This window comes from Curvivirga sp. (assembly GCF_965219885.1).
Lineage (GTDB): Bacteria > Pseudomonadota > Alphaproteobacteria > UBA8366 > Aestuariispiraceae > Curvivirga.
The window spans coordinates 2,097,501-2,120,579 of the sequence record NZ_CBDCOT010000009.1; the positions used below are offsets into that span (position 1 = coordinate 2,097,501).

At 41.6% G+C, this 23,079-nt stretch carries 18 protein-coding genes, 1 tRNA gene and 2 rRNA genes (1 of these 21 cut by a window edge); 16 read left to right on the top strand and 5 right to left on the bottom strand.

What is annotated here, in order from left to right; translation table 11 throughout:
• The 9 genes from ACOQOA_RS15380 to ACOQOA_RS15420 form a co-directional block, all read left to right on the top strand.
• Positions 1 to 2,660: ribosomal RNA gene (locus ACOQOA_RS15380) — 23S ribosomal RNA — on the top strand; it begins 83 nt to the left of the window's first position.
• Positions 2,661 to 2,821: 161 nt separating this feature from the next.
• Positions 2,822 to 2,937, top strand: a 5S ribosomal RNA gene (gene rrf / locus ACOQOA_RS15385).
• A 153-nt stretch (positions 2,938 to 3,090) separates the two neighbouring features.
• Positions 3,091 to 3,167, top strand: a tRNA-Met gene (locus tag ACOQOA_RS15390).
• A gap of 461 nt (positions 3,168 to 3,628) precedes the next feature.
• On the top strand, positions 3,629 to 4,477 hold the full coding sequence (locus ACOQOA_RS15395; RefSeq protein ID WP_420549494.1) for a LysR family transcriptional regulator: 849 nt from the start codon (positions 3,629 to 3,631) through the stop codon (positions 4,475 to 4,477).
• 130 nt (positions 4,478 to 4,607) lie between these two features.
• A complete protein-coding gene (locus ACOQOA_RS15400) occupies positions 4,608 to 5,654 on the top strand; it encodes an LLM class flavin-dependent oxidoreductase (RefSeq protein WP_420549495.1) in 1,047 nt (348 codons plus the stop codon).
• A gap of 1 nt (position 5,655) precedes the next feature.
• Positions 5,656 to 6,162 (top strand): flavin reductase family protein, encoded by a 507-nt coding sequence (locus ACOQOA_RS15405; RefSeq protein ID WP_420549496.1) that lies wholly within the window; start codon positions 5,656 to 5,658, stop codon positions 6,160 to 6,162.
• A 23-nt stretch (positions 6,163 to 6,185) separates the two neighbouring features.
• Positions 6,186 to 6,383, top strand: coding sequence for a tautomerase family protein (locus tag ACOQOA_RS15410; protein ID WP_420549497.1), 198 nt, complete (start codon positions 6,186 to 6,188; stop codon positions 6,381 to 6,383).
• 11 nt (positions 6,384 to 6,394) lie between these two features.
• Positions 6,395 to 7,174 carry an alpha/beta fold hydrolase gene (locus ACOQOA_RS15415; RefSeq protein ID WP_420549498.1) on the top strand — a complete coding sequence of 260 codons (780 nt, stop codon included), beginning with the start codon at positions 6,395 to 6,397 and terminating at the stop codon, positions 7,172 to 7,174.
• A gap of 145 nt (positions 7,175 to 7,319) precedes the next feature.
• Positions 7,320 to 8,447: a response regulator gene (locus ACOQOA_RS15420; protein ID WP_420549499.1), complete on the top strand. Its 1,128-nt coding sequence runs from the start codon at positions 7,320 to 7,322 to the stop codon at positions 8,445 to 8,447.
• A gap of 8 nt (positions 8,448 to 8,455) precedes the next feature.
• Here the strand turns inward: ACOQOA_RS15420 and ACOQOA_RS15425 are convergent, their stop codons facing one another.
• Positions 8,456 to 9,427 carry a DNA-binding response regulator gene (locus tag ACOQOA_RS15425; RefSeq protein WP_420549500.1) on the bottom strand — a complete coding sequence of 324 codons (972 nt, stop codon included), beginning with the start codon at positions 9,425 to 9,427 and terminating at the stop codon, positions 8,456 to 8,458.
• A gap of 249 nt (positions 9,428 to 9,676) precedes the next feature.
• Here ACOQOA_RS15425 and ACOQOA_RS15430 point away from each other — a divergent pair, with 249 nt between their 5' ends.
• From ACOQOA_RS15430 to ACOQOA_RS15440, 3 genes are all read left to right on the top strand, one after another.
• Entirely contained in the window at positions 9,677 to 10,903 is a 1,227-nt protein-coding gene (locus ACOQOA_RS15430) for a response regulator (RefSeq protein WP_420549501.1), read from the top strand.
• 77 nt (positions 10,904 to 10,980) lie between these two features.
• Positions 10,981 to 11,844 carry a phosphate/phosphite/phosphonate ABC transporter substrate-binding protein gene (locus ACOQOA_RS15435; protein WP_420549502.1) on the top strand — a complete coding sequence of 288 codons (864 nt, stop codon included), beginning with the start codon at positions 10,981 to 10,983 and terminating at the stop codon, positions 11,842 to 11,844.
• The gene (locus tag ACOQOA_RS15440; RefSeq protein WP_420549503.1) at positions 11,829 to 13,718 is read left to right on the top strand and encodes an ATP-binding protein; all 1,890 of its coding nucleotides are present in this window, start codon (positions 11,829 to 11,831) and stop codon (positions 13,716 to 13,718) included. Before ACOQOA_RS15435 ends, ACOQOA_RS15440 begins: the two co-directional genes overlap by 16 nt.
• Positions 13,719 to 13,792: 74 nt before the next feature.
• Here ACOQOA_RS15440 and ACOQOA_RS15445 read toward each other — a convergent pair whose 3' ends face one another.
• Both ACOQOA_RS15445 and ACOQOA_RS15450 read right to left on the bottom strand, forming a co-directional pair.
• On the bottom strand, positions 13,793 to 15,151 hold the full coding sequence (locus tag ACOQOA_RS15445) for a sensor histidine kinase (RefSeq protein WP_420549504.1): 1,359 nt from the start codon (positions 15,149 to 15,151) through the stop codon (positions 13,793 to 13,795).
• 3 nt (positions 15,152 to 15,154) lie between these two features.
• On the bottom strand, positions 15,155 to 15,700 hold the full coding sequence (locus tag ACOQOA_RS15450; RefSeq protein ID WP_420549505.1) for a heme NO-binding domain-containing protein: 546 nt from the start codon (positions 15,698 to 15,700) through the stop codon (positions 15,155 to 15,157).
• Between the two features lie 268 nt (positions 15,701 to 15,968).
• Between ACOQOA_RS15450 and ACOQOA_RS15455 the strand changes: the two genes are divergently transcribed.
• On the top strand, positions 15,969 to 17,969 hold the full coding sequence (locus ACOQOA_RS15455) for a methyl-accepting chemotaxis protein (RefSeq protein ID WP_420549506.1): 2,001 nt from the start codon (positions 15,969 to 15,971) through the stop codon (positions 17,967 to 17,969).
• A 7-nt stretch (positions 17,970 to 17,976) separates the two neighbouring features.
• Here the strand turns inward: ACOQOA_RS15455 and ACOQOA_RS15460 are convergent, their stop codons facing one another.
• The gene (locus ACOQOA_RS15460; protein WP_420549507.1) at positions 17,977 to 18,846 is read right to left on the bottom strand and encodes a LysR family transcriptional regulator; all 870 of its coding nucleotides are present in this window, start codon (positions 18,844 to 18,846) and stop codon (positions 17,977 to 17,979) included.
• 146 nt (positions 18,847 to 18,992) lie between these two features.
• On the opposite strand from ACOQOA_RS15460, the gene ACOQOA_RS15465 reads away from it, so the two are divergent.
• Both ACOQOA_RS15465 and ACOQOA_RS15470 read left to right on the top strand, forming a co-directional pair.
• Entirely contained in the window at positions 18,993 to 19,418 is a 426-nt protein-coding gene (locus ACOQOA_RS15465; RefSeq protein WP_420549508.1) for a DoxX family protein, read from the top strand.
• 66 nt (positions 19,419 to 19,484) lie between these two features.
• Positions 19,485 to 20,225 carry a pirin family protein gene (locus tag ACOQOA_RS15470; RefSeq protein ID WP_420549509.1) on the top strand — a complete coding sequence of 247 codons (741 nt, stop codon included), beginning with the start codon at positions 19,485 to 19,487 and terminating at the stop codon, positions 20,223 to 20,225.
• A 38-nt stretch (positions 20,226 to 20,263) separates the two neighbouring features.
• Here the strand turns inward: ACOQOA_RS15470 and ACOQOA_RS15475 are convergent, their stop codons facing one another.
• Entirely contained in the window at positions 20,264 to 21,250 is a 987-nt protein-coding gene (locus tag ACOQOA_RS15475; protein WP_420549510.1) for a GlxA family transcriptional regulator, read from the bottom strand.
• A gap of 267 nt (positions 21,251 to 21,517) precedes the next feature.
• On the opposite strand from ACOQOA_RS15475, the gene ACOQOA_RS15480 reads away from it, so the two are divergent.
• Complete coding sequence (locus ACOQOA_RS15480) at positions 21,518 to 23,071, top strand: trimethylamine methyltransferase family protein (RefSeq protein ID WP_420549511.1); 1,554 nt, start codon at positions 21,518 to 21,520, stop codon at positions 23,069 to 23,071.
• Positions 23,072 to 23,079: the final 8 nt, after the last annotated feature.

A 23,079-nucleotide genomic window follows, 5' to 3' on the forward strand; every position in this document is an offset into this window, starting at 1 on the left:
GAGTTGCCAAAAAACTTTGATACCGGGATGTCCGAATGGGAAAACCCACCTCTTTGAGGTACCGGCATCTGAATATATAGGATGTTGGGGCGAACCCGGGGAACTGAAACATCTAAGTACCCGGAGGAAAGGAAATCAACCGAGACTCCCTGAGTAGTGGCGAGCGAAAGGGGACCAGGCCAGTGGCCTGTCATTAACAACTGGAACACTCTGGAAAGTGTGGCCATAGTGGGTGATAGCCCCGTACAGGTACAGTTGATGACAGGTCCTTGAGTAGGGCGGAACACGTGAAATTTTGCCTGAATATGGGGAGACCATTCTCCAAGCCTAAGTATTACCATGCGACCGATAGTGCACAAGTACCGTGAGGGAAAGGTGAAAAGTACCCCTATAAGGGGAGTGAAAGAGACCCTGAAACCGGATGCCTACAAACAGTCGGAGGGACATGAGTCCTGACGGCGTACCTTTTGTATAATGGGTCAACGACTTAATCTAGCGAGCGAGCTTAAGCCGATAGGTGTAGGCGCAGCGAAAGCGAGTGTTAATAGCGCGTATAGTTCGTTGGATTAGACCCGAAACCGAGTGATCTAGCCATGGGCAGGTTGAAGATGCAGTAACATGCATTGGAGGACCGAACCAGATAATGTTGAAAAATTACTGGATGACCTGTGGCTAGGGGTGAAAGGCCAATCAAACTCGGAAATAGCTGGTTCTCCGCGAAATCTATTTAGGTAGAGCGTCGAGTGAATACCCACGGGGGTAGAGCACTGGATGGGCTAGGGGGGCGCGAGCCTTACCAAACCTAACCAAACTCCGAATACCGTGAAGTACTACTCGGCAGACAGACTATGGGTGCTAAGGTCCATAGTCGAGAGGGAAACAGCCCTGACCACCAGCTAAGGTCCCTAAATCGTGGCTAAGTGGGAAAGGATGTGAGAAGGCCAAGACAACCAGGACGTTGGCTTAGAAGCAGCCATCGTTTAAAGAAAGCGTAATAGCTCACTGGTCTAGTTAAGCCGTCTTGCGCCGAAGATGTACCGGGGCTAAAGCCACGTACCGAAGCTGTGGACTTACATTTATGTAAGTGGTAGCGGAGCGTTCCGTAAGCCGCTGAAGCGGGCACCGTGAGGGTCCGTGGAGGTATCGGAAGTGCGAATGTTGACATGAGTAGCGATAAAGAGTGTGAGAAACACTCTCGCCGAAATCCCAAGGGTTCCTGCGCAAGGCTAATCCGCGCAGGGTGAGCCGGCCCCTAAGCCGAGAGCGAGAGCTGTAGGCGATGGGAACCAGGTTAATATTCCTGGGCCTGTGGATGAGTGACGGATGGCGTAAGTTGTATTTGCTTATCGGATTGTGAATGCAGCGAAGCTGTTCCAGGAAATAGCCTCCACATGTAGACCGTACCCTAAACCGACACAGGTGGGATGGTAGAGCATACCAAGGCGCTTGAGAGAACTGCGTTGAAGGAACTCGGCAAAATACTCCCGTAAGTTCGCGAGAAGGGAGACCTGTACTTGGGCAACCAGGTATGGGTGGCACAGAAATGGGGGTGGCGACTGTTTACTAAAAACATAGGGCTCTGCGAAGTCGAAAGACGACGTATAGGGTCTGACGCCTGCCCGGTGCCGGAAGGTTAAAAGGAGTAGTGAGAGCTGCGAATTGAAGCCCCGGTAAACGGCGGCCGTAACTATAACGGTCCTAAGGTAGCGAAATTCCTTGTCGGGTAAGTTCCGACCTGCACGAATGGCGTAACGACTGCCCCACTGTCTCCAACGCAGACTCAGCGAAATTGAATTCCCCGTGAAGATGCGGGGTTCCCGCGGTTAGACGGAAAGACCCCGTGCACCTTTACTACAGCTTCGCAGTGGCATCAGGATCTATATGTGTAGGATAGGCGGGAGGCTTTGAAGCGGGTACGCCAGTATTCGTGGAGCCAACCTTGAAATACCGCCCTTGTATATTTTGATGTCTAACCGCGGTCCGTTATCCGGATCCGGGACCCTGCGTGGTGGGTAGTTTGACTGGGGCGGTCGCCTCCCAAAGAGTAACGGAGGCGCGCGATGGTGAGCTCAAGACGGTCGGAAATCGTCTGATGAGTGCAATGGCAAAAGCTCGCCTGACTGTGACACCGACAGGTGGAACAGAGACGAAAGTCGGTCATAGTGATCCGGTGGTCCCGCATGGAAGGGCCATCGCTCAACGGATAAAAGGTACGCCGGGGATAACAGGCTGATACCCCCCAAGAGTCCACATCGACGGGGGTGTTTGGCACCTCGATGTCGGCTCATCACATCCTGGGGCTGGAGCAGGTCCCAAGGGTATGGCTGTTCGCCATTTAAAGTGGTACGTGAGCTGGGTTTAGAACGTCGTGAGACAGTTCGGTCCCTATCTGCCGTGGGTGTACGAGACTTGAGAGGAGCTGTCCCTAGTACGAGAGGACCGGGATGGACATACCTCTGGTGGACCTGTTGTTACGCCAGTAGCACAGCAGGGTAGCTATGTATGGACGGGATAACCGCTGAAGGCATCTAAGCGGGAAGCCCCCCTCAAAACTAGGTCTCGCTGAGAACCGTGGAAGACTACCACGTTGATAGGCTGGGTGTGGAAGCGTAGTAATACGTGTAGCTTACCAGTACTAATTGTTCGATAGGCTTCAATCCTTAATCGTCGCTTACAGTGACATTGATCTTTGAAGTATACATTCGCTGAACGAAATATAGATATCTGATGAAAATCAGAAACTCGTATCAAGCAAATACAACTTATAATCTTATTAAGTGGCACTTAGTGTCCTTCATTAACTTACCTTGTCTATCGATGGCTTGGTGGTTATGGCGGGGGAAGATCCACCCGATCCCATCCCGAACTCGGCAGTGAAAGCCCCCAGCGCCAATGGTACTTCGTCTTAAGACGCGGGAGAGTAGGTCGCTGCCAAGCCTTCCATAGACAAGATCACAATGATCAAATTACATAAACCCATTCAGTTAACGCTGAATGGGTTTAATCTTTAAAGATTATCGCGGGCCCTTCCCGAAGCAGCGTGAGCTGCGTGGGAAATCAATACCCTCCCCGCGATAATAAATATATTATCGCGGGGTGGAGCAGCCCGGTAGCTCGTCAGGCTCATAACCTGAAGGTCGTCAGTTCAAATCTGGCCCCCGCAACCAATATGTAAGAAGGTCGTCCTATAGGGCGGCCTTTTTACATTTTAGATTACTGAGATTAGGATTTGAATTGACGAATAAAGTCAGGGCAAACGCAGGGATAAGGAGGGCGGTAGAACGCCGCTTCGCGATAGCGAATAGACCAAGTACAAGGAGCATTGACGAAGTCAAGCGCACTAAAATCTGGCCCCCGCAACCAACGAAATAAGCCTCAGCAGGAATGTGGAGGCTTTTTTTATGGTTGATATCCAAGTAGATGCATAAAATACCTAGGACCTTTGGGGCACGTTGAAATGCAAGAAAATTTAGTGTTACTGTTCAGTTTAAAGATTTTACGTAACATATTGTCCCATATAAATAAGATTGTAGAATATATATCGTGATCTATCTTCCACTCCGTTTTGAAACAGAACTATGCCTTAAAGAGGAATGGCATAGCTTGAAGCTAACTGAGGCTAGAAAATATGAATTTATACTTTGTTAAAACATTTCTTGAAGTTGTTGCTGCAGGTAATCTAGTACAAGCTGCGGATCGGTTAAATGTTACTCAATCTACAGTGACAACCCGAATAAATTCATTGGAAGAATTATTAGGACAAAAGCTGCTTATCAGAAGTAGATCCGGTGTAGAACTAACATCGGCGGGTTTTAAGTTTCAACGCTATGCTGAACTGCTAATACAAACTTGGAAACAAGCGAATTACGAACTGTCTCTTCCGAGTGGGTATGACAATATATGTAACCTTGGATGCCATATGGACTTATGGAATGAGGTCGGTGATTATTTTTTAGAATTTATGCGAAATGAAAATCCGAATGTCGCGATATCTATTTGGTCAGGTAGTGAGAAAGAAATCACACATTGGCTTGATACGGGATTAGTGGATCTTGCATTTTCTTTTGAAGATACGCTTACAAGTACTTCTGTAGCCACCCCTTTATTTGCGGATGAGCTGATTTTAATTTCTACGAATGCTGATCAAATTGGGATCAACGAAGATGATTATGTATATGTGGATATGGGGCCAGAAATACGCCGACAACATGCGGAAGTATTTTCGGAAGAAATGAATTCTGGCTCTTTGATATCCACGCCAGGATGGGCCTTGGATTATATCCTGAAATTTGGGGGGAGTGCCTATTTACCTCGTCGTCTTGCATCAAAGCATTTGCAAGCAGAATTAATTTATGAAGTAGGTAATTGCCCCAGTTTTTATCGACAATCGTTTGTTATCAATAATTTGCACGCTAAGGATAATTGGCCTTGGTTGGAAAATGCTATTCATAAAATGCAATTGCATTTGAAACAATAATTTGACTATGTATATAAAAATTAGTTTGATTAATTTCAAGTAATCGCTGAATTAATTTCGTTTTCAAAAATTAAAAGATTGTGACAAGTTATCTATCAATGTTGAGCTTTAGATAGATTAGGAGCAATCAATGGATTTCTGTTTCCAATTATCCCCCATTGCAAACTCTCATGAATATACAGCAGATAAAGTATGTAATGAGATGGTTGAACAAGCTGTTCATGCCGAAAAGTTAGGTGTTGAATCTGTTTCTATTACAGAACATCATATGTTGAATATCTTGATGATGCCTGCTCCGCTGCAATTAGCAGTAAAAATTGCTGCACTGACAAAGCAATTGAACATCATCACATCCATTGTTGTTCTGCCTTTACATGACATGCGTACTTACGCAGGTGACGTGGCAATTGCGGATGCACTTTGTGAAGGACGATTATTACTTGGTGTAGGGCGCGGTGCTTTTAAATATGAGATGGAACGCCTTGGTGTCACTATGGAAGAGACACAGGCAAAGTTTAATGAATCTCTGGATGTTTTAAAGGCTCTTTTATCGGAAAAAGAAGTTTCCTGGGACGGTGAATATTATAAATTTGAACCGATGACATTAATGCCCCGTCCGGTTCAAGCTGGTGGTCCGGGAATGATGATGGCAGTGCTAAATCCAGAAGGAATTTATCATTGTACAAAGCGTGGCTTTCATATTCAGACAACGCCACTTTCTGGTCATCATCAACTACTGCTTGATCAAGTTGATGCTTTTAATCGTGCGAAAGAGGAAATGGGTGCACGAGGCGCACATTTGACCCTTTCATTATCGCGGGTTGGTTTCCCAACCAAATCGGAAAGCGATCGTCAGCGAAAGTTGGATTTGGCTTACGAATATTATTCGCGCTTCGATAATGTTTTTACGGGACCTGGTATTGTTGAGGAAGGAATCATCAAACCATTGCCACGAAAACAAACGCGAGATGAGATGGATGCATCTTTAATGATTTGCTCACCACAAGAAATGATAGATCGATTAGGTGTCTATCAAGACCTTGGCATTGACCGTGTGATTGTGAATAGCAACTTTGGTGCAGAACAGCAGGAAATACTAGATACAATGCAATTATTTGCAGAAGACGTCATGCCAAGTTTTCAGAATATAGAAACTGATGTGAAGAAGGCTGTGTAATATGTCTGTTGAGAATGATATTGTCGATTTTCGCCATCGATTTATTGATGGAATGCGTGGTGTTGCACAAGTTGTGACTGTTGTTACAACGGATGGACCAGCAGGACGACATGGAGCGACTGTTAGCGCATTTAATTCTATAACTGCGGATCCGCCATCTGTTTTTGTATGCCTTAAAGCAGATAGTCGAATTGCACAATCTGTGCGAATAAATGAAAAATACTGCGTAAATGTATTGCCCTACGATGGACAAGGCATAGCTAATCAATTCGCGGGAAGGATTGATCAGGAGTTTGAGGATAGATTTCAGGGCATACCGCTAAAGGATGGTGTGTCAGAGGCACCAGAAATCATTGGTGCAACCACGTTTCAATGCAAACTTGTTGAAACCGTTACGCATGGAAGCCACCACATTTTAATTGGCAATGTACAAGATGTGCAGAGGAGTTATCAAAAACCTTTGGCTTATTATGATGGTGACTATCACATCGTGAAACCACATAACTAAACTAAAAAGAGGAAGATTAAATAATGCCTATTATCAGAGTAGAGATGTTTAAGGGGCGAAACCGCGAGCAAAAACGCGAGTTAGTTAAAGAATTAACAGAGACATTTGTTCGTGTTGCAGGCGGTAACAAAGAAGGGGTGACCGTACTTCTAAGTGATGTAGATAAAGAAGATTGGGGTGTTCGTGGGGAACTATGTTGTGACTTGGTGCCAGATAAATAAAGGGGCAGGACATGGTTAAAGCATTGGAATGTGAATATACAATTGAAGGGAATGGGAAACCGTTATTTCTTATTCATGGGATAGGGGCTGCAAGAGACACCTGGCGATTTGTTATTCCTGAATTGGTGAAAGATTTCACAGTGATCAGCTATGATTTGAGAGGTCATGGTGAGTCACAAAAACCGACTGAGGAATTCGGCTTAGATGAATTGGTTGCTGATCTTGAACTGTTGCGTCAGAAAATTGGTATAGAGAAGGCACATTTCGCCGGTCATTCGTTAGGGGGTATGATAGGGCCTGCATACGCGCGCTTATATCCTGAGCGTGTTCATTCTTTGGGCATTCTTTCTACAGCTGCAGGTCGAACACAGGAAGATAGTGATAAGGTTTGGGCGGTCGTTCATGCTATGGAAGAAAAAGGGGTCTCCAATGTTTTACCTGCGTTAAAAGATAGGTGGTATACAGACGGCTTTTTAGATAAACATCCGGATATTGTAGAACGGCGACTGAAACAAGTAATCAACACTGATCCTGAAATATTTATGAATGTATTTCGTATTTATGCTGGCACGGAGATGTTGCCTTGGTTACATGAGGTTAAGGTCCCATCTCTGGTTTTAACAGGTGAGAAAGATGGCGGATGCAACCCGCGTTTGAACCAGTTAATCCATGATGAACTTGCCAATTCCGAATTGGTAATATTACCTGAATTAAAGCATTCGATCTTATTAGAAGATGGAGCCACGGTTGCGAAACACTTGATTAGGTTTATCCAAAAACTCACTAATTGATTACAGGTGGATCTGAGGCGAGCTAAGCAAGTAAGAAATATATTTTAATGATTGTTCCCATTTAGGGACAGTCATTGCTTACGATTTAAAGTACTTTTTGAATATGGCAAATTTTCTGTATTTCAATTTCTGAAGGGAATAGCTGATGAGAAAAGTACTTTTAGTCGATGATGATGCTAATCTGTTATCCGGATTAAAGAGACATTTTCGGAAGAAATACAGCCTTTTTACAGCTACAAGTGGTGCTGAAGCCCTTAAAATTGCAAATGAAAATGAAGATATTGCTGTTGTTGTAAGTGACATGAGCATGCCTGAGATGACAGGTTTGGAATTTTTGAAAAAACTGAAAGTTCAAAACAAGTCAATTATCGGTATCATGTTAACAGGTAATATTGATCAGCAAACCGCTGTGGACGCCATCAATGAAGGTGAGATTTTTAGATTTCTTAAAAAACCCTGTGATTCTGATGCATTATCCAAAGTGATAGATTCTGCGATTAAGCAATTTAATCTGATTAATGCAGAGAAGGAATTATTGGAATCAACACTTGCTGGAAGTTTGAAATTCCTTGTGGATTTGTTTGCGTTCACTGCCCCACGTGAGTCTGCCCAAGCGGGGCAGGTTCGCGAGTTGGTGATGCAATATCAAAAGAATTTATTGTTAGAAAATTTCTGGCAAGTGAATTTAGCTGCGATGCTATTACCATTTAGCAACTTTATTGCCTCAGAAGAATTACAAGAAAAACGCCGACAAAAATTACCTTTGAACGCAGATGATATTCAAGAAGCGAAAGATAGTTTAGGCGTTATGAATGGGTTACTGCAAAACATACCTCGCGTGAATGAAGTATCTTCTCTAATCAATGATAATGGATTATTTGACCTTGAAGGTGTCATTCCTCAAAATATGGAAAGTCAGCTATTAACGATTACAAATTATATTGTCAGTGAAACAAGTAGTGAAACTTTTCTTTCCACTAAGAAGCAAGAGTTTCTAGATAAATTTCAAGGATTTGATGAACGTATTTTAGATACGGTTTGGCATTATCATGCTAATAGCACCACTGCAGAAGATGTGGAAACGATCTCTTTGCCAATAGGTCTATTAGAAGCAGATTATCGCCTGATGGAGGATTTGATATCTGACGCAGGGAGATTGCTTCTCGCCAAAGATACAGTCATTTCGGCAGCACATTTAAAGAAAATAGAAAAAATTATTGAGGTTGAAAAAATCTCAAACCCTATTACTGTGCAGCGTCAAGTTTCTGATTAAGAGATAAGTTAGGCACTTGTTTGTAATTGTGGTGTTAACAAGACTGTCCGAATGAGAGATAACTGGCTGTTCGTATTGGTTTTCATAAATATACGTTTCAGATAAGTCCTCGCAGAGCTATCCGTTAACCCAACTTTATCAGCTGCATCTTTCAGGTTCTGTCCATTCACCAAATGATGAAGTAATCGAGCCTCTGATGGTGGAAGAGAATATAGGGATTGTAAGGTTTCAACAGATGGTGCGATATGCATATCAGGATCAGATAGGAGCAGGCATAAATCATTTGTATCTTCAAACCCCGATGCGATAATCGTCAACGTTGTATCGCTATGCTCTTTATCTAATGAAATTGCGGTTTCTTCAGCTAAAGGCACTTTCAGTATTTCTGTAATTTTATCGCGATGGCTAGCTTGAACCGCACGTAGAATATTATCGCGGTCGATAACGACTGAATCAGCCTTGTTACATATTTCCTGCCCATATTTGTTAATGGATGAAATTTTGCCAGATCGATCACATATAATAACACCAACAGACAAACGATCTAGGGCCGCTTTGTGATACATATCAGAACTTTGAGTTTTGGAACTGACCTCTGTCTTTTTTTCAAGTGAGTCTAGGATACAGCTTTGTAATTCTTCATTATCACAAGGTTTGGTGCAAAAACGGAAAATTTCGGTTGTGTTAATAACTTGGGTTACAACTTCTAAATCCGCCGTACCTGTTAACATGATTATTTGAGTTGTCGCATCTATCTCGTGAATTTTTTGTGCCAGTTGGATGCCATTTAATTGAGGCATGCTATAGTCTGTGACCACAACGTCAAATGCGTTTTCTTTCTGCATTTCAATAGCCTCAAATGGGCTGGCAGTAGATTGTATTATCCAGTCATTTTTATTTGATCTTAGAGTAGATCGAATGATCCCATCTAATAAAAGTTTTTCATCGTCTACAAAAAGAATACGTGGTTTTGCTGACATTCTACACTTTCGCTTTTGATCAAAAATTGACGAATGAAGGTCAGTCCTCAAATGGGGATGGATATCAAACAGCCAATTCTATTATTGTTTAATGAATTCTATATCTAAAATATAAATATTAGAAGGGATTAATGTTGTTTTGTGATTTAAAAGTTTATTGAAAATAAAGAATTTAGCAAAGAATAACTATCGTAATAATAGATTTTTAAGAATAAATACAATAAAATAGTAGCGAAAGATGAGGGAATAATGTCGCAGAAACCACATGTTTTATTTGTAGATGATGAAGAGAATATTCTTCAGGGATTGCGTCGTGGTTTTCGTGGGAAGCGTAAAGAATGGTCAATGAGTTTTGCTGTTGGTGGCAAGAATGCATTAGAGATTATAGAAGATAATGAGATTGATATCATCGTTTCAGATATGCGCATGCCAGAGATGGACGGCGCTGAATTATTAGAGAAGGTGAAAGAAAAGTCACCGGGCACGACACGTATTGTGCTTTCTGGATATGCTGAGAATGAAGCGATTTTGAAAGTTGTTGGACCAGCCCATCAATATTTTGCTAAACCATGCGACTTTGAAGTTTTAGAACAGAATTTAACTCGCATTCTGAACTTGCGTTCTATGATTGATGAAAAAGGCATTCGTGCCAAAATTACGGGCTTGGAATCTTTACCATCCCTGCCAGATCTCTTTTTAAAATTATTAAATACTATTGCTGATAAAGACGCACATGTTCAGGATATTTGTGCTCTAATTGAGCAAGATTTAGGCTTAAAAAGTCAAATATTGAGGATTAGTAATTCAGCATTCTTCAGTGTACCACAGCAGGTTACAAAAATGGAAACTGCGTTGAATTTACTTGGTTTAAACACCATTAGAAGTCTTGCTTTATTGGAGGGGTTTTTCAGGGTCTTTGAAAAACAGGATGATCTCATAAATATTCTGAGCAATCTGAGTGAAAACTCAATGTCTATTGCGAAACTATCAGGACAATTAGCTAATAAATTGGAGCTAAATGAGCAGCAACGTGACTGGGCATCTTCTGCAGGTGCTTTAGCTCATATTGGCACATTGTATATTGCGGCAGAAGAACCCGAGGTTTTTAAGCATGCTGCTAACAAAGCGGATACAACATCCAAGCCCATATTTGAATTTGAACAAGAATTTATAGGGTATCATCATGCAGCAATTGGCGGATATATCTTGGGGCTATGGGGGTTCCCAATAGAGATTTGCGAAGCTGTTGCTTATCATCATAGCCCAGATGACTGGCAGGGCGAAAATGCCGCGATCATCACTTGTGTTTATTTCGCCCAACTGCTTACCAATCTAATTTCTGACGTAAATCAGGACGAAACTGAAATTTTCCCTATACTAAAACAGGATAGTTTTTTGCGAAGCCAGCTCGACTTTGATGACCAAGAGATAGAAGCATTTATTCAAAAAATCATTCAGAATTTCAAATCTAATTAAGTTTGTCACCAAATGAGGATGTTTTCACTTCGGTGGATGTGGAAAGTTAAAGAAGATTTAAATTATAGGAGGCTGTCATGAAGAAACTATATCATACTGTAATCGCTACCGCGTTTTTGGGTTTAGCTATCTCTGCTTCCAATGTCGCATCTGCATCTGACAATAGATTGTATTTTGGTATTGTTCCACAGCAAGCGGCTAGTCGTTTAGCAAAAATGTGGGGACCGTTTATGAATGAAATCTCAAACCAAACTGGGATGACAATTCAGTTTGCGACCATGAAAGATATTCCAAGTTTTGAAAAATGTTTAGCAAAAGGCGCTTATGATATTTCTTATATGAATCCCTATCATTACACTGTTTTTAGTAAACAATCCGGGTATGAGGCTATCGCCCATCAAACAGAGAAAAAGTTAAAAGGACTGATCGTGGTTAGAAGCGATTCTGATGTGTTGACGTTAAAAGATTTACGAGGTCAAAAAGTCGCTTTTCCATCTCCAGCTGCCTTTGGGGCAAGCGTTTTACCACGCGCGGAAATGCAGGGGCAAAATATTGATTTTGAACCTATTTATGTAAAATCGCATGATAGTGTATATAAGGCAGTTGCAAATAAATTAATGCCGGCAGGTGGTGGCGTACAACGTACCTTTAACAGTATTCCTGATGATTTGAAGGACCAATTGAAAGTTATTTACCGAACAAATGGTTATACACCTCATGCATTTGCAGTGAAGGGCGATATGGATGAGAAAAGAAAACAGGCAATACAAGCCGCTATGATTTTAATTTCTCAAGAACATCCAGAACTTTTAAAGAATATCGGTATGAAAGGTATTCAAAATGCAACCAATGATACCTGGAATGATGTCCGCGATTTAGAACTGTCGATGGCTGATACGAAAATTGAACAACAAGGTGAGGTTAAATGTCGTTTCGATTAAAAACGATTTTAGGAATCGCACTGATTGAAATTGTTCTTTTATCCATCTTAGTATTCAGCAGTATGAAATATCTGCAGGATTCGAATGAAGAACAGCTTTTAGAACGTGCACGTACTTCCGCCCAATTATTTGCAACGATGACGACAGACGCTGTTATTTCTATGGATATCGCAACTTTAGATGCGATGGTTGAAAAGGCGCTCACTAACCCAAGTTTTCTATATTTGCGCATTATTCATGGATCTGGTGCGGTTCTATCACAGCAAGGCTCAGACGATATTCTCAATCGTGAATTTTTTGAAGACACTAGCATTAAAGATGCCCTTCAGGATCAAATTCTTGATGTCAGTTTTCCCATTACTATTGATCAGGAAGAATTTGGCAGAGTTGAGTTGGGATTAGATACAAGGCAATTGGAAAGTTTAATTGATGATGCAGGCCAACATATGTTGGTTTTAGCGTTAGTTGAGATTGCGCTTGTTGGTGTATTTGGATTCATTTTGGGTGGGATGCTTACCCGTCAGTTAAACTCTATACAAAAAGGCGCAAAGAAGGTGGCATCAGGTGATCTTGGTTACACAATCAAGGTTAGCGGAAAAGACGAACTTGCGGATACAGCTCATAGCTTTAATGAGATGTCAAAATCATTGGCACGCTATGCCTCTGAATTAGAAGATGCACGTCTGCAAGAAGAAAGTAAACGTGTTGTCGCTGAGTCCGTTTTATATGATGCCATTGCCAGTCTCTCTCAGGGAATATTAATCATAGATAGGGATGATAAAGTTATTCATATGAATAAATCATATGGAGATATTCATGGGGTCAGTGAAACAATACTCGAAGAGGAAGGCTTGAGTGAAAGTCTTGGGCAACAATTTGCGTCGCATTATCAAGATATTTTCGAAAAAGCATCAAAAGGTGAATTGCCGATTTCCAGTTTCCCGGGGGCGCGACATGTGATGCATAGCTTTCGGGAGATGTCGTCCGGTGGTAAAGTATATGTAGACACAGATGTGTCAGATATTATCGTTGCAGAAGAAAAAAATAGACAACTTGAACGTGACTTGTTGCAAAGTCAAAAGATGGAATCCTTAGGCACACTTGCCGGCGGTATTGCTCATGAAATCAATACGCCAATTCAATATATTGGCGATAATATCAGGTTTATGGGGGAAGCTGTTGAAGACCTTCTTGAAACATTGGATATGTATGTAGGATTAGGTAAAGAAGCAGAAGTAAATGAAGTTTGTACCGCTAAGCTAAAAGAGTGTCTTGAGGCCTATGAGGAAGCAGATATTGATTTCTTGAAAGATGAATTACCTCTTGCAGTTTCGCAATCGATTGAAGGGGTAAAACAAGTTTCAAGTATCGTCCTGGCCATGAAAGAATTTGCACATCCTGTGTCCAAGGAGATGTCTACCATCAATCTAAATAAGATTATTGAGCGATCCAGTGTCGTGTGTCAAAGCGAATGGAAGAACCGTGCTGAATTGAAGTTTAATTTGGATCAGGATTTACCATCTATTCAAGGTCTGGAAGGTGAGTTAAATCAGGTTATGTTAAATCTGATTGTGAATGCTGCTCATGCTATTGAAGAAAATGGAAAAGGGATTGGGGAAATTGTAATTACAACCCATTCCAATGATAATACTGTATCCCTTAAAGTGGAAGATAATGGCACGGGTATCCCCGAAGAAATTAAAAGTAAAATCTTTGAACCTTTCTTCACAACCAAAGACGTTGGAAAGGGCACAGGACAAGGTTTGTCTATTTGCCATGATATCATTGTAAACAAACATAAAGCCGAATTTTTAGTAGGGGATTCCGCTGCTGGTGGTGCAAGTTTTACAATCAACTTTTATATGAATAATTGATATTCGTGGATTAAAAAAGAACTTCCCCTGATTTGTTTGAGGGGAAGTTTTCGAGTCAGGGAAGGGGGAATAAATTATTCATTTGAGTCGATCGGCATATTTATAACGAAAGTTGTTCCCACACCGGCTTGTGTTTCAAAGTTTAACTCACCTGCATGTTTGTTGACGATAATATCATGAACAATGGATAGCCCTTGTCCTGTGCCTTTGCCGACATCTTTCGTCGTGAAGAACGGATCGAAAATCTTCGCGTGATGTTCTTCCGGGATACCACCCCCTGTGTCAGAGATACGAATTTCCACTTGGTCATCAAGCTTCTTGGTAGTAACCTTTAGCTCTCCCTGCACACCATTCTTATGATCCGCAATAGCATGTGCAGCATTCACAATAAGGTTCAAGAAAACCTGATTTATGGCGCCTGGGATGCATTTCACCGCGCCGATGTTTTCATCAAATTGAGTTTCAAGTGAGGCGACTGTTTTCCATTCATTGCGTGAGACAGTTAACGTGGTATCAATTGCCTGATTAATATCTATTGGTTCTTTGTCTTCTGTTCCGGGATGAGAGAAGTTTTTCATCGCCAAGACGATGCGGGATACTTGGGCAATACCTTCACTTGATTGTTGGAAGGCAAGTGGTAATTCTTCTAAGAGGAAAGGTAAATCATATTCCTCGATAGCTTCATCAATACTTTTAATTAGAGACGCATATTCTTCTTTCCCATTACAGGCGACTTTTAAGGACAGCGCTTTTTCCAAGATTGCGAAAACATCCTTGGAAGCGTCTGATAAGAATTTTAGATTATCGCCAATATACTGTGAGGGTGTATTAATCTCATGGGCAATACCGCCTGCTAACTGACCAACAGCTTCCCATTTCGCTACTTGTGCAAGTTCTCCTTCCATACGTTGTTGCTCACGCATCATAACCTTGCGTCGAGAAATATCGCGTAGAATATGTAACAGGTAGGTTTCTTCGTTATGTTGAAAAGATGAAATAGATAACTCGAAACAAGTTTGCTCATCATCATTGAAAAAGATTTCTATATCTTGGACCTCCGAATTTTCGTCCAGAAATTCTCTAATTAAATCTTGATATTGAGGAGGGTTGGATACCGGAAGCATTTGCAATAGGCTTTGATCTTTTAAGTCGGGCAAAGCTTTTCCTAAAAACATAATTGCCTGAATGTTTGCATCATGAATATTTAACTGCTCGTCAGTTGCAATAGCTATATCCTTCATAGAATTCATAATGGCATTCACACGGGCTGAGTCATTTTTTGCCTTACGTACTGCATCTTCCAAAGATTGATTGACCATATACAGTTCCAGAGATTTGTTTTCTAACAAATCTTCAGCTTGCTCACGTGCAGCTTTTTCACGTTCTAGCCGTGCTCTTAAAATAGCTTCCATGTCTTCAGGAGTATCTGTCATATATTAAACCTGTTTTGTTATACGAAAGAGTGCCTTGGAACCAACTTCCACCTCAAAATCCTCACGCTCAATAAGAACTTCTTCACCAAAATGTGCCTTCGCCCCACGTATCAACCCTTCTGCTACATCTGCGAAGGGGCGTTTCGATTGATATGTTAATTCTAACACATGCGGGAAGGGACGGGTATTTTCAAAAGTTGGTAGCTCAGCTTCCGGGTAAAGTTTTTTTACCTGAACATGAATAGAGTTTTCGATTTTCTCAAGGAAGGTGAATAGCGTATCATCATCCGTTTGGAACATAGGATATTTGGCGGCTAGTTTACCGAAGAGATATTCACCAAATATCTTTTGTAATTCATTTCCTGGCAGGTTCGTTTCTTTGCTGAGTGCAGTCACTAATGCCACCATTTCTTTGAAGCAGTAGGTTCCTACGCCAGTATAAGCGCCTTTGGAAGGAAGGTCACTTTGGGCAATGAGTTTTTCTGTCATCTCTTCCCCAAACTTCTCATCAACCATACCCGTGAAAACGTTAAATACGATACCTTTCATCTTCCTATCCTCAAATATTAATTGATGATCAAGTATTCCTTAAACTGAAAATAGAAAATATCCCCATATGGGGATGGTGCCTTAGAACAAAATGACATGATGAAATTTTAAGGAAAACGTATAGCTTTACTTGGGTTTTGCCCGCTAAGATCATGATTAATCACAAGAAAAACATAAAAATATTGTAAATATTAGTTGTTTATTAAGATTAGTAAGCTATGCTTTTAGGTGGTGGGGAACTTTTAAATAAAGTTAAAGGATCGAAATCGTGCTAGGCGACAAGAAATTCTGGACGTTACGCAAAATTCTTCTAACAATCGCTGTACTATTTACAATTGGCATATTTGCAGATGCAATCTGGACAGCCAATACATATAAAAAGCTTTTTTCTGAAACAGTTTCATCAAGCTTGGCAACCAGTTTACAGGGGCTGGTTAATGACAGGATTGAACGTCAATATTGGACAAAGATTAATAATGAGACGGCAAATTGGACCCGTCTGCCAGACCGTGTGAAGTCTGTTAAAGAGAATAATCTACGAAAAATTGAAACATCAGTGACAGCCATTGTGCAGGAACCAATTTTTGCTTCAGGCGAAATGATTTATGTAAATAGTGCCATCTTTGATAAAGATTTCAACTTGATTAGCCATTCAACAAAAGGCCAAGGGGAATCTATTTTTAATTCTCATGCGAATTTACTCGAAGAGTTAAAGGCAAGAGATAAAAAAGAACAACGTAAAGCGGTTGGTTATCATTGGACAACTGATCAAGGGCGCGCGGTTCATAGTATTGTGGCACCCGTTGGCGGTTTCCGTGTGATTGGTTTCTTGGAAGTCGTCACGGATCCAAGCGTTGCCTTAACAGGACTTTCTGATCCTTTAGGCGGAGGTTTCATTCTTAATAACTTATCGGGTGAGTTGGTTATTGATGAAGGGCTTGCGCAGGCATCTGACACATCTGCGCCTGAAGAGACACAAGGCTCTGAAGTAGACGAAACAGAAGCCGCTGAAGTGACAGAGGTCGCAGACCCGGAAGTTTTAGACCAACCCGGTTTAATTAGAACCAATGTGACGTTATTAAATGCCTTTGATCAACCTTGGGCAAATGCGATTATCGAAAGTGATATTGCTGATTTGAACGATCAGTTGAATGATCAACAATTCATCGCATTGGGTACGTTAAGTGCGTTTATTGTTATTGGAATTTTATTGGGTGCGGTGATGTTGCAATTCATCACTTTCAAGCCAATGAATAAATTTGCAGAAGCTATGCGTTCTATCGGGAATGGGGAGACGGATGTTGATATTCCTCAAACTGGTAATGACGAAATGGGAGTTATGGCTGAAGCCTTGGTCTTACTGCGAAAAAGTTCTATTGATCTTAAAGAAATTCAGGAACGCGTAGCCATTGAGAATGAGCAACGTCAGGCTGAAATGCGTGATAAACTGCAAAGCATGTCTGACCGTTTGGATGCAGAATTAAAAGATACTGTTTCATCTATTCAGGATAATATGAGCAATCTTGGGAAAATTTCTTTAGAGATGGCTGAAACAGCAAAATCGACAGAAGAGACATCTCAATCTGTGGCTCAAAGCTCTACTCAAGCAACGGATAATGCAAATGCCGTTGTGGAAGAAACACGGGCAGTTAGTGCATCTTTTGTTGAAATTGCTAAATTGGCAGAACGTTCTTCCGATGTGGCGACACAGGCTTCTGATGATGCAGATAATGCAAATAGCGCTATTCAAGGGCTTGCAGAGGATGCACGCAAAATCGGTGATGTGATTAATCTTATTGATGAAATTGCGGATCAAACAAATATGCTGGCTCTGAATGCAACGATTGAGGCTGCGCGCGCTGGTGAAGCGGGTAAGGGCTTTGCTGTGGTCGCAAACGAAGTAAAAAGCTTAGCGACACGCACTGGTCAGGCAACAGCAGATATCAGTCAGCAAATTCGCCAGATTCAAGATCAAACTGAATTGGCGGTTAAAGGTATCTCGACTATTGCTTCTACCATTGGCGAAGTAAATGAAATGGCGACGTCAATTGCTGAAACGGTTGTAGAACGCAGTGAAGGTGCTGAAAAAATTGCGATGAATGTTCAACAAACTGCAGACGCAACTCAGATGGTTACCAATGAAATCGGTGGTATTACAGGGCAGGCATCTCAGGTAGGTGTATTATCGGAACAAATTCAACAAGGATCTCGTGAAGTTGCGGAAGGTATTGAGAACCTAAAAGATAGATTAGCGGGCATTATTCAATAGGATCGAATTAATCTATTTCCCATGGCGGGGTATGTTTAAATTTTACTTGTAAGAAATCGATGAAAGCACGGGTCTTGTTAGCTAGATGTTTACGATGAGGATAAACTGCAAACAGACCTTGTGCAGGTAGCTCGTAGTCTTCAAATAAAAGTTTTAAATGCCCCGCTTTTATATCTTTACTCACAACAAAAATCGGCGAGCGACTAATCCCTGCATGATTTAAAACGGTGTTTCTGACAGCTTGTGCACTATTCACCTGAAATGGGCCTTTAGTCGATATATTTACTGGTTTTCCATCTATCTGGTATGGCCACCGATCTACTGTTTTCATATTACTATCTAAGATGCAGGCATGGTTACCTAACTCAGATGGATGGGCAGGATAGCCTTGTTTGTTTAGATATTCTGAGGATGCACAAGTAACGAGGCGTATATCTCCCAATTTTCGCGCAATTAAGCTGGTATCTTCTAGTATACCGATACGTAACGCTAAATCGAAGCCTTCTTCGATAATGTTCACAAAACGATCTGTTAACGTTAGTTGGATTTCTACAAAAGGATGTTGTGATAGGAAGTCGGAAATAGCTTCTGTGAGATATAATTCGCCAAAGGTAGTTGGTGCTGTGATTTTAAGTTTTCCATGCGGTTTGCTGTCTCTGGCTTGTATAGAAGTTTCCAGATCATCGAGATCTTCTAGAAGCTGTTGACAACGCTCATAATAAAGCTGTCCTGTTTCAGTTACAGAAACATTTCTTGTTGTTCTATTTAATAGGCGTGTCCCTAGATGTTCTTCTAGCTGGCCAACATATTTACTTACTAATGCTTTTGCGATCCCAAGATGGTCTGCTGCATTGGTAAAGTTACCTTGTTCTACCACTGCGCATATTTGTCAAAATATCCATTGTCAATAAATTGAATACAATTAATCAATAATAACTATATTTATCTACAAATAAGAAATTGGCAATATCTTTCTCAGACACGCGAAGATGGTTCGCAATAATCAAATTGATGGAGAAAGATATGTTACAAGAAAATTTGAATAAAGCGGAGTTAGCTGCTCTGGTAAATCGCCTGACATTAGGTGTTATGTTTTTAGCACATGGCTTATTAAAACTATTAGTATTTACACCTGCCGGGACCGCTGGTTTCTTTGAAAGTGTTGGCTTTCCGGGCTTTTTTGCCTATTTGGTGATCCTAGCAGAAGTCGGTGGTGGTGTTGCATTGATCTCTGGTATCGCAACGCGCTTGGTATCGGTTGCATTATTACCTGTGTTACTTGGTGCTTTGGTTGTTCATGCAGGTAATGGATGGCTATTTAGCGCGCCAAATGGCGGATGGGAATTTCCGGCATTTTTGATTATGTCGACAATTGTGCAAATTATCCTGGGAAGTGGCGCATATGCTATTCGCCTGCCTTTCTTAGCAAATGTAAAATTCGCTCAATAATAAAAGGGATGAGGCTTGATATGGATTATATCAGGCCTTTTTTACCATCTATGGAAGAGAGAAGTCATGACCAAGCAATATACTAAAGTCGCTGCAGCAAATTTACACTATACGCCTGCGAGTGCGCGTCATCCGGCCAATACCTATTTTCATTTTTCTTTTGCGGATTATTACGATCCAGAAAATATGAATTTCGGTGTTTTGCGGGTTATTAATGATGATGTTGTTGCCCCGAAAGGCGGCTTTGATCGACATTCCCACAAGGATGTTGAAATCGTGAGTTATATGATCAAGGGAGAACTAACTCATTGGGATAGTGAAACCCAAGAGGAAGATAAAATTCACCGTGGAAACGTACAAACGATCACTGCCGGTAACGGGGTTTGGCATTCTGAATTGAACAAGTATCACGACTGGACGAGGTTTTTACAAATTTGGATCATGCCGCCCCAAAAGGGGTTGCCGACACGATATGAAAATAAAAAGTTTGAGTTGTCTGACCGTGAAAACAGATTGCTTCACATTGTAGGCAATCAAACAAATAAAAATGAAACACCGCTTTATCTGGAAAGTGATGTGAATTTTTATGCGAGTGAATTAACCAATTCCGAGGTTGTCGTTACATATACCCTTCAAGAGACACGGCAAGCATATATCAATGTGGTGGAAGGCAGCGTTAATATTGAAGGAATAAGCGATTTAGCAGAGCGGGATTCATTAAAGGTTAAAGGTCCAATAGAGTTAAGCTTTTCCACGAAAGCTGAACATGGTCATTTTGTAATGATTGAAATGACTGAAGATGAATAAGCAAAAAGCCAGATGGAACACCGTCTGGCTTTTTTATCTCAAGAACGCGCCTGTTTCACGTCACTTTGTGAAGATTTATTACTTCTCAAGCTTAAAGGTGTTAACCCGAATTTATCTCTAAACCGTTTACTAAAATGAGAGGCCGAACGGAAACCGCAAGCGAGGGCAATTTCTGAAATCGGCATGGCTGTGTTCAATAATAAATTACGGGAACGTTTTAATCGTACATCCACATAATAAGCAGCGGGGCCCATTTTAAAGGCGCGTTGGAATAGGCGCTCGATATTGCGGATACTAGCACCGCATTCATCGGCTAACTCCTTACGGGTCAGCGGTGCTTCCATGTTATCTTCTATGAGTTGAATAGCTTTTACAAGGGTTGGATGATAGCGTGCTGATCGACTGACAAGAGTAGAACGTTGATAATATTGGCGATCTTCAAGGCTTTGATTGATGAGCAGCTGACAACGTATTTCATCAGAGACTTCCGTACCAAAGTATTTTTCACAATATGTCATCATTAAATCCAGAACGGCAGCCCCGCCAGAACAAGTAAAGCGGCGATCATGGATGATATGTAAGTCGAGTGTGAGATCTAGTTCTGGGAACTCTTCTTGCATAGAATTTAAATATTCCCAATGAATGGTGCTGGATTTATCACGTAATAATCCACTACGGGCCAGGATATAGGTAGCGGAACCGCATCCACCGACAATCGCACCAAAACGATCTAGCATATTGAGATAGCTATATAATTTGGAAGATTTCGTTTCTGGCACTAAATCTTCCGAACAAACACAAAGCCATGGTACATAATTGGTTTCACTAATCATGCCATCTACTGGCATCAACATACCATTGGAAGATCGCACTGGATTTCCATCTAAACTTAACGCCTGCCACTCAACAGTATCCGCCCCCATAACTTTGTTCACTTGGCGTAGAACTTCAATGGCAGAAACGTAGGACAGCAGAGTAAAATCAGGAAGTAGCAAGAAACTAAATTTCTTTGGATTTATATGCATTTTTCCTCCTCTCTATGTGGCGTGCTTACTCTTGGGCTTTATACGCTTTTATTGATCCTAAAAACATCACTTTTATATTGTATACATTTTAAATACATAATTTCATAGCTTTGTAAATGGGATATCATACCACTCTTGTCATAAAAATTACATATGTCGGATTCTTTTACTGCAAGTTCGGAAAATTACCTCATCAGTTTTTTGCATAGGCCTATGATGCACACAGCTTAAAATGGACCCTAAAAGTATAAGAAGGAGTCGTGTGAAATGACCGTTCAAGCCAGAGCGCGCAATCGTTCAGGAGGCCGCGCCGCCCGCCGTGAAATTAGAACTGCCCCAAAATTTGATATGTTGCCGGGGTTGGAACGCAATATTCCACTTTGTGAAGTGATGGATGGTGCGCAAGTTGAGAAAATTGATAACGCGTCCATGGACATTCTGGAAAATGTCGGCGTTCAATTCCGTGACTCGATAGCACTTGAAGATTGGAAAAAAGCAGGTGCGAAAGTTGATGGAGAAATCGTTTATCTGGATCGAGGTTTAGTTCGTGAACTGATCAAGACGATCCCGGAAACATTTACATACCATGCACGTAATCCAAAAAATAACGTGAAGCTTGGTGGTAAAAACGCTGTATTTGTGCCTATGACCGGTGCGCCGTTCTTAAGAGATCTGGACGACGTTCGCAGAAATCCGACTTTGGATGATTTGGCAATGTTCCATAAACTCAGCCATATGATGCCGGCCTTGCATAGTTCCGCGCATCATATCGTGGAGCCCTATGATCATCCTATTAGTCAACGCCATTTACGTATTACTTATTCTTCTATGAAACATTCCGACAAAATGTTTATGGGAATGACCACAAGTCCGAAGAATGCAGAAGATGTGTTGGATATGTGCGCAATCTTGTTTGGAGAAGATTTCATTGATCAAAACCCCGTGACGACAGGGAACTGTAACGGGAACTCCCCACTTGTTTGGGATGAAGTTATGTTAGGTGCGATGCGTGCTTTCTGCAGACGTAATCAACCGGTATTATGTTCACCATTCGTGTTGGGTGGGGCAAATACGCCTGCTTCAGTGCCTGCGACTGTAGCGCAACTTAACGCGGAAGCTTTATCTGCATTGGCTTACACACAGGTTATCCGCAAAGGTGCGCCTGCGATTTACGGTCATTATCTATCAACTGTAAGTATGAAATCCGGCGCACCGATGGCGGGTACACCGGAAATCAGCTTGATGAACTTCATGATTGGTCAGATGGCGCGTTTCTATAAGGTGCCATGGCGTACATCTAACACATTGGGTGGCGCAAAGACTTTGGATGCCCAATCGGGGTATGAAAGTGCGACAACTTTATCAGCTGTTACACATGCAGGTGCTAATTATATATGGCATTCCGCAGGTTGGAATGAGGCTGGTATGCATTGTTCGGTCGCAAAATTTGTAGTGGATGCAGAACAATGTGCCATGGCTTACCGTATGGCAGAAGGGCCTAAATGGCATGACTTTGATACGGCTTTGAAAGCTGTGCCTGACGTTGGGCCGGGCGGTCATTATTTAGGCCATCCTCATACACAGGAAAATTTCCAGGAAGCGTTTTTCATGCCGGAACTATTCGATAATAACTCAATTGAACAGTGGATTGCGGAAGGCAGCAAAGAAATCACCGCACGTGCTTTGGAACATGCTCGAAAGCTTTTGAAAGAATATGAAGAACCAAAACTTGATGACGCCAAAAATGAAGAGCTGCTGGATTATATCGCACGTCGTGAACGTGAAATCCCGGCCGCTGATGCATTGAACCAGTCACACTAAGGGAAAGG